Origin of the sequence: uncultured Microbacterium sp., from assembly GCF_963521695.1 — a bacterium.
Lineage (GTDB): Bacteria > Actinomycetota > Actinomycetes > Actinomycetales > Microbacteriaceae > Microbacterium.
The window spans coordinates 25,621-33,126 of record NZ_CAUQWC010000005.1 but is presented as its reverse complement, the minus strand read 5'-3'; the positions used below and the strand labels follow the sequence as shown (position 1 = coordinate 33,126).

Below are 7,506 nucleotides of genomic sequence, written 5' to 3'. Positions count from 1 at the left end.
TCGCGGTCGTCCGCGACCCCCGCGCGGCGGACGTCCTCGGGGAGTGGGGTGCCGAGGTCGTCGTCGCCGACGCCGGCGCCGCGGCCGAGGCGGTGGCGGAGCGGCGCTCGCACGGCATCCATGTCTTCATCGATACGACCGGTCGCGCCGACACGGCGTCCGCGGTCGCGCACCTGGCCCCGCGGGGACGGGTGATCGTGCTGGCCGGGCGCACGACAGCCGAGATCGACCTGTGGGCGCTGCAAGTGCGCGAACTCCGCGTCGAGGGGTTCATCCTCAGCGCGCTCGACGCCTCGGAACTGCGCGAGGTCGCGGGCCGAGTGAGCGCACGATGGGCCGCCGGCCGGCCCCTGACCGCCCACGTCGGCGAGGTGCTCGGATTCGCGGATGCCGCTGACGCGCACCGGCGGATGGAGGCGGGCGACCTGCCGCGCACCGACGACGGCTTCGTCGGACGCCTCGTGCTCGTGCCGGGCGCTACTTCTTCGGGCGCACCACGAACCAGGCGATGACCGCGCCGACGATGCCGACGAACAGCCCGATAGAGATGCCGAAGCCGACCCCGATCGAGGGCACGAGCAGGCCGAGCACAGGACCCGCGATCATGCCGACGACGACCCCGATGATGATGTATCGCGTCAGTCCCGCGTCTGCTGCTGCCTTGCCGCCCGCTGCCTTCTCACCCATGCGGCGACCGTAGCGAGGGAGTCCGGGCGGCTTCCAGGCCTTGACGGGCCGGCCCGGGGGTCCGTCTGACCGCCACCGTCCACACGAACTCGCCATCCGCCGACCGCGAATACACCCACCACGAGGAGTCGGCGCTCAGCTGCCACCCTGCGCCCGCCGTCGTCGAGATCGGGATCGGGATCGGGATCAGGTCACGCCCCAGCCGAGGAGCGGGACGGAGCGCCTTCCAGATCGCCTCGACCTGCGTCCATTGCCGAGCGTCGCGGACGGGGGTTCCGCACCACTCCTCCACGGCTCGGTACGCGGCGGGGCGCTGACGATCGGCACGCTCGACGTCGATCCCGCACGGGAGTGCCGCCCGACTGATCATCGCGCGCCCCGCGGTCGCTGTCGCACTCCAATGAGCCCCGCAGTGCGGACAGACCCAGCGCCCGGTGACCGCCGACTGCGGGTGGCAGTGACCCCCGTTCTCGCACGACACCTCTTCGACGATGCGACGCAGGACGCGGGTAGCCGAGGGGCCGAGGACTCGTCCCAGCGCGTCGGTCGTGCGCGCGCGACAGGTCACCGTCCAGACGGCTACCGTCGAGTCGTCAGGTGTCGTCAGTTCGAATGACGACGGATTGATAGCTGCCTCCTACCTCGTACGACGAGACGAGCGCTCGCCGCACCTCCGGTCGACCCGGACTCTCGCAACCGCGTCCGAAAGTGCCGGCGTCGGTCTCGTGGCGCATCCAGAGCGCCTGTACGACTCCGAGCAACGCCGACGACGACCCGGCGTCGCCGAAGATCGCTTTCGGCATCGACACGACCGACGCGCTCAGACCCCCATCCCGGATCGCCGACGCCTCGATGTCGTCGATCGCCGCACGGCCGCAAGCTGCCGACACGACGAGATCCACGTCGGGCGGAGTGACCTCGGCGTCTTCGAGCGCTTTGCCAAACGATCGCAGCCAGCCGTCGCTCGACGGATCGAGGCGTCCGGGACCGCTGGCGTCGCCCGTCAAGCCGAATCCCTCGATCCGGCCCATCGCGCGTCCCGACGGGGCGACCTCGGCGGCCTCGAGCAGAAGCGCGACGCCCGCTCCCCCGAAAACCTTCCCCGAGTCCTGCAACGGCAGGCAGCGGTCTCGCGAGAGAAAGCCGGGGATGCGCGCGTGCGCCGCCAGCATCGCCCGAGGCGCCTCGTCGGCGGACAGCACGACGATCCGGTCGGCTGCACCTCGCTGGATCAGGCGCATCGCGAAGTGCAGCGCCGTGACGCCGGAGGTCCCACCTGCGCAGATCGTCGCCGTCGGCCCCTGGAGCCTGTTGAGCAGGGCGACGTGGCCGCCGGCCGCGTTCATGACCGTGTTCGGGAAGAGCCTGGTGTTGCCGGATCCCGTCTCGATGAGTTCCCGCTGGAACGCCTCCACCGTGGACAGTGGCCCCGTACCCGTGGCGAAGACCAACCCCGTCCGGGCGGCCTCGTCTCGGCTGAGTTTGCGCTCACGCAGCAGATCCGCCACGACGACGGCAGCACGACGACCGAGATTGTCGATGCGGCGAAGCATCTGCGGATTGACACCTCGCGTCAGGTGCTTCTCCGGGATCTCGGCCACAGGGAAGTCCCCGTAGCCCTCCAGCGCCAAGCGCTCGTCGCCGTAGACCGGAGTCCAGGCGCGCAGGGCGGCGTGGACCTCCGCGGAGTCTTTCGCGCCGGCGGCCATGGCGGCGGTTGCGGTGATCACCACCGCTCGTCCCGGCGATGCGGACTTCTCACGATCGGCCGGGGGGCCGTCCCGGGTGAGCAGGAGAGTCGCGTTGTTGCCGCCGAAAGCGAACGAGTTCGACAGCGCCACCTCGATGGCGCCGCCACGACCGGTCGATCGGACGATGTCGAGTCCGTGTGGGGCGTCGACCGCATCAGACGGGACGACGGTCGGAGGGATCACACCGTCTCGGAGCGCGAGCACCGTCGTGACGGCTTCCACCGCGCCGGCTGCACCCAGCGTGTGCCCGATCATCGATTTGGTCGAGCTGAGGGGCGGTGGGTTCTGGGGCCGAAGCTGGGAAACGGCACGCGTCTCGGTGCTGTCGTTGGCGGGGGTCCCGGTACCGTGGCCGTTCACGTAATCGACGTGGTCGGCCGACATGTCTCCCATGGCGAGCGCCGCCCGCATCGCGCGCAGCGCTCCTCGTCCCGTCGGATCCGGCGCGGTGGGGTGATGCGCGTCCGCGCTCAGCCCGTAGCCCCGGACGACGGCGAGGACGGGGATGCGGCGAGCGAGCGCCGCCTCGCGCCGCTCGAGCACGACCACCCCTGCACCTTCCCCCAGATTCAGACCACTGCTACGCGTGTAGGGGGCGCACTGCAGGGGGTCGAGCGCCTCCAGACAAGAGAACCCGCCGAAGGAGAAGTAGGCGAGCGGATCGACCCCACCGGCGATGACGACGTCGGCGTGCCCACTCTCGATCAGCTCGACGCCGTAGGCGATGGCCACGGCTCCCGCCGCGCAGGCATTGGATTGCACGGCCCGCGGCCCGGCGAACCCGAACTGCTCGGCGATGTAATCCGCCACGGAGTGCAGCGGGTACTGGCGCAAGAGAGTCGCGTCAGCGCTCCGCAGCCCTTTCGTGATCCACTGACGGTGGAAGTCCTCGCCGGAACGCGCGCCACCCAGAGACGTGCCGAGTGAGATGCCCACCCGATCGGAGGCGTACCCGCCTGATTCGAGACGGGCACCGGCGACCGCCTCGGTTGTCGCGTCCAGGGCCATGGCGTGGCAGCGGTCGACGACTCCTCTCCCCACTCGCCGGGGCGTCGCGCCTCTCCAGTCGGCTCCCCCCGGCAGTTCGCCCGCCAGCTGAGAGATGAAGTCACCGGCGTCGACGGATGCGACGCGGGAAATGCCCGAAGAACCCGCCCGGATCGACGTCCAGCTGCTCTCGGCATCGACCCCGACGGCGGCCAGCAACCCGACCCCGGTGACGGCGACGTCCGACCGGGTCATCCGATCGGCTCGGTCCACGAGACGGGCTGGACCGCCGGTCGTGACACGGTTCGGACGGTATGGCCGCCGACAGTCAGATCGAGGCCGGGGACGTCGAAGGGCGCGTCGATCAGCGCCAGGGCGTAACTGGTCTGCCCGTCGATATCCGCCGCCCCGAGGTGGATAAGGCCCACCGGGAGTCCGCCCGCGTCGACGGATTCTCCACGCCCGAGCGGACGAGTCGATCGGACGGCGACGAGGCGCCGCTGCGGGGGCACGGCGTGGTCGGCACCGCGGAAGGAGTCTGGTCGACCGAGACCGGCCGCCCACCCCGCACCCGCCTCGAGGGTGGTGATCCCGTCGAACTGTTCGGGTGCCACCGGATGGTTGACCTCGATCCGGGCACGCAGGAGAGCTTCCGAACCGACGAACGCACCGCCCACTCCTTCGAGGGACGGCCGGAGGGTCTCGGCAAGAGCTTCTGGAGGAAGGTCGGCGACCACGAGGTACCCGTACTCGGCCGTGGTGCCGGTGCGCGCGAGGAGGGCGACCGATGCCCCCGGGATCTCGACGGACTGCCACTCGTTCAGCAACAGGCTCGCGATGTCGTCCGCGGGCAGGTCGCGAACCACCTCCCACGCGCGTGGCCCCTCCACCGCGACGGCACCCCAGCCGGTCAGAACTTCGACGGTGACATCGTCGACGCCGAGCGCGAGCGCGGCCGCGCGCAGCTCGTCACCCGCCGTGTTCCCGCAGTCTGAGACCAAGAGAGCGCGATCCTCGTCCATGATCGCGAGCACGAAGTCCGCGGCGCGGCCCTCCTCGTCGAGCACGAGCGAATCCACGACGGTCCCCGGTTGCGCGAACTCGGTGGGTCGCGCAACGAGGTACGCCAGGAGGGATTCGCGGCCAGCCCCGCTGATCGAACAAATGGTCCTTCCGCGCGCATAGACGCCCGCGGATCGACGGAGCGAGAAATACTCCGAGCTCGTAGACATGGGTCTCCTTAGTGGTCATCGGGTCATGTTGTGTGGGTCACCGCAACGGAACGGTGGTCTTCACGGGGCTTCCCAGCGAAGTCGCCATACCGCTGCTGCGAGCTCGGGCGCTATGCGGGAGAACGCAGCGATCATCAGCCCCTGGGCGGTGGAACGGATCAGGATCTCTGGGTGAACGGCGCGCTCGGGCGTGAGGTGGAGCCATCCGGTGTTGGTGCGAAAGCTCGCGCTGCGGGTCCACGTGCGCCAGGGTCCCGGCAAGACCTCGAGATCGACCTCGCCCGTGGCGGGATCAGCGAGGCGGACGCGATTCACCGAGGCGAGCGCCACGGAGACGACCGTCTCGTCGGCGCGGCCATCCGCGGTCGCGGTGACAGACACCCCGAGGTCGGTCGGGCTGCCGAAGGACACCAGGGTCCACCCGAGGCCGTCGCCCCTCGGGCGAAACGGGAGCCTGGCGGCGTCCGTCGGCCACACAGCACCCTGGTCGGCATCGGATCGATCGGGCTGGGCGCACGCCCACAGCGCGGCCGATACGGTCGTGAGCGGACCGATTCTCTTTCGGGACGGGAATGTCGATGAGAGCACCGGCACGCCGTCGACGTTCCACTCCACGAGGCCCGCCTCCGGCGCCACGGTCACTGTGCCGGCATCCGCCGTTGCCTGAAGGACATCGGCCAGTCCTCGCCGTGAGCGCCGCCACGTGTCGATCGTCCGCCCGCGCTCTCCCACGTACTCGGGAGGGAGCCGTTCGGATGCCGCCAATGAGAGCTCGTAACCCACCGTCTTTTCGCCCGCGAGACGAGCGAGGTGCCATCCCTCGAGACGTGCGATGCGTGCGTGAAGCGACTTCGCCCTGACGGTGACCCCGGAGAATGCGTCGCTCCACGAGATGACGGCTCCCTGGGCAGGCCATGCGCTGTCCGCGTCGGCGACCGCTTCGAAGTCGACGAGGTCGAGGGGCCACCGTCCGCGGACAGCGTGAGCGACGTGGGCATGGTCGTCGCCGAGCGACAGGGCGAGGCTCGCGGCTCTCAGCCCCATCCATGGGTAGCTCACCAGCTCACCTCCGATCGCGCTCGTCGCCGCTATCCGTATTCCCGAAGCGGAGAAACCCACGACTCGGGTGACCCGGCCGTCGTCGACTCGCCAGCCGTCGTCCGTTGCGGCCACCTGGACGCGACGGGTGAGTGGCCGACGCGATCCCGCGCACGACCCGGACGCCACCGGATGCGGGTCGACGAGGACGGAGCCCACGTGACGGGGATGCGACACGACGAGCGTGCCGTGATCGTCGAGAGCCACCGTGAAGGTGCCCACTTCCCGCGAGTACACCCTTCGGGCGCGATCCGTCGCCGCACGGGTGGTCGGCGGCGTGAATGCCGGCGCCGGGGCGCCGTTCACCGAGAGCGACACGATGGACGCATCGTCTACGCGCCCCGTCGCCGAGATCAGCTTGCCGGGGAGCTCGAAGTCGTACCGGAGAGCGTGGGCACCGCCGGCGAGCCGGACGATGCCACTGTCGACGGACTGCGCTCGCGCGCTCCGGATGGAGCGCCAGTTTCGACTGCTCCCGCTGACGCTTCCACCCGTCCAGGCGACCCCGTTGCTCAGGAGGTCCGCCGTCACGCCGGGGAGGACGCTGACCAGTTCGACGTAGCCTTCCTCGTCCGGAGTCATTCCGTCGAGCGCCCTGAACCCCACCCTGACGTAGAGCGGGAAGGCGCGGGAGTTCGCCGGATCGACTTCGACGCGGAGTCCGCGGACGCCCGACGCCACCAACCGTTCGAACGACTCTGTGAACAGGCGCCCCGCGAGCATCCCCGCACGATGATGTGGTGCGATGACGAACATCCCCGCGAACAGGTGGCCCGGAGGAGCCACCCGGCGACCCGACATCACGGCGTATCCGATGGTTCCCACGATCCTGCCGCGGTCCTCCGCGACGAGGAACAGGCGCACCCCGCGCTCGCGGAACACACGTCCGAGCTCGGCACCGGTCACCGGGCGTCCGGGTGGACCGTAGCCGCTTCGTGCGAAGAAGTCGGCGACCGCATCGAGGTCGTCCTCCCCCGCGAGCTCACGGATGTCGGCAGGCATGCGGTGCTCCTACGCGCCGGTCCGGGCGATCGACAGCACGCCGCTCGCGACGACCGTGCGGGCAACCGTGATCTCCACGGTGTACTCGGTCAGCGCTCCTATGGACACACCGGCGCGCGCGGTGATCGTCATCTGGTCCCCGGGTACGACGAGCGCCAGGAACTTGAACCGCTTGATCGACGCCAGATACCCCAGCATCGGCGCCTCGCCCTCTGAGGACCCGATCAGCCCGCACAGCTGAGCGGCGACCTCCACCATGTGAACGCCGGGGTAGATCGGGTTCGCAGGAAAGTGGCCGGCGAACACCGGGTCGGTGATGGAGACGTTCTTCGTTCCCACCGCGGAGACCCCGGGCTTGAGGTCGTCCACCCGATCGAGCAGCAGGAACGGATGCCGATGAGGAAGCCGCCGGGCGACCTCGACCGGATTGAGAGCGCCACTTCGTCGGGCGCTCACCGCGCTCGCGCCGTCTCTATGAAGTCGGCGATGGTATTGATCGAACCGAAGACGAAGGTGTCGTCGTCGGTGATGTAGACGCCGAAGTTCTCGTCGATCAGGCTCACGATCTCGAGGGTGTCGAGGGAGTCCAGTTCGAGTCCCCGTCCGAAGAGCGGCTGGTCGTCGTCTATGAGGTCCGCCTCGATGGGAAGCCCCAATCCCTCCGCGATCAGTTCCTTCACGCGATCGTTGAGTTCGCGACGGGCGATTGCCTGCTGGGCCACATCCTGGGCTGTCATTCTCGCTCTTCC

At 69.6% G+C, this 7,506-nt stretch carries 7 protein-coding genes; 1 reads left to right on the top strand and 6 read right to left on the bottom strand.

Annotation, left to right across the window (positions count from 1 at the left end):
* Positions 1-512 (top strand): zinc-binding dehydrogenase (locus RWP81_RS00880; RefSeq protein WP_314451363.1); only part of this gene is annotated, 512 nt, incomplete at its 5' end.
* Here RWP81_RS00880 and RWP81_RS00875 read toward each other — a convergent pair.
* The 6 genes from RWP81_RS00875 to RWP81_RS00850 all read right to left on the bottom strand — a co-directional run bounded on the left by RWP81_RS00875 (position 478) and on the right by RWP81_RS00850 (position 7,494).
* The gene (locus RWP81_RS00875; protein WP_314451361.1) at positions 478-687 is read right to left on the bottom strand and encodes a hypothetical protein; all 210 of its coding nucleotides are present in this window, start codon (positions 685-687) and stop codon (positions 478-480) included. The two genes, RWP81_RS00880 and RWP81_RS00875, sit on opposite strands and share 35 nt — an antisense overlap.
* A gap of 593 nt (positions 688-1,280) precedes the next feature.
* Positions 1,281-3,680, bottom strand: coding sequence for a beta-ketoacyl-[acyl-carrier-protein] synthase family protein (locus tag RWP81_RS00870; protein WP_314451360.1), 2,400 nt, complete (start codon positions 3,678-3,680; stop codon positions 1,281-1,283).
* On the bottom strand, positions 3,677-4,657 hold the full coding sequence (locus tag RWP81_RS00865) for an aminomethyl transferase family protein (RefSeq protein ID WP_314451358.1): 981 nt from the start codon (positions 4,655-4,657) through the stop codon (positions 3,677-3,679). Before RWP81_RS00865 ends, RWP81_RS00870 begins: the two co-directional genes overlap by 4 nt.
* A gap of 60 nt (positions 4,658-4,717) precedes the next feature.
* Complete coding sequence (locus tag RWP81_RS00860) at positions 4,718-6,757, bottom strand: GNAT family N-acetyltransferase (RefSeq protein WP_314451356.1); 2,040 nt, start codon at positions 6,755-6,757, stop codon at positions 4,718-4,720.
* 9 nt (positions 6,758-6,766) lie between these two features.
* Complete coding sequence (fabZ, locus tag RWP81_RS00855) at positions 6,767-7,213, bottom strand: 3-hydroxyacyl-ACP dehydratase FabZ (RefSeq protein WP_314451354.1); 447 nt, start codon at positions 7,211-7,213, stop codon at positions 6,767-6,769.
* The gene (locus RWP81_RS00850; protein WP_314451352.1) at positions 7,210-7,494 is read right to left on the bottom strand and encodes a phosphopantetheine-binding protein; all 285 of its coding nucleotides are present in this window, start codon (positions 7,492-7,494) and stop codon (positions 7,210-7,212) included. The genes fabZ and RWP81_RS00850 overlap by 4 nt, the downstream gene beginning before the upstream one ends.
* Between the last annotated feature and the right edge of the window lie 12 nt (positions 7,495-7,506).

Bases quoted from the DNA above. Each gene is read 5' to 3' on its own strand.
- RWP81_RS00875 (WP_314451361.1), bottom strand. From the start codon at position 687: ATGGGTGAGAAGGCAGCGGGCGGCAAGGCAGCAGCAGACGCGGGACTG.
- RWP81_RS00850 (WP_314451352.1), bottom strand. From the start codon at position 7,494: ATGACAGCCCAGGATGTGGCCCAGCAGGCAATCGCCCGTCGCGAACTC.
- RWP81_RS00870 (WP_314451360.1), bottom strand. From the start codon at position 3,680: ATGACCCGGTCGGACGTCGCCGTCACCGGGGTCGGGTTGCTGGCCGCC.
- RWP81_RS00865 (WP_314451358.1), bottom strand. From the start codon at position 4,657: ATGTCTACGAGCTCGGAGTATTTCTCGCTCCGTCGATCCGCGGGCGTC.
- RWP81_RS00860 (WP_314451356.1), bottom strand. From the start codon at position 6,757: ATGCCTGCCGACATCCGTGAGCTCGCGGGGGAGGACGACCTCGATGCG.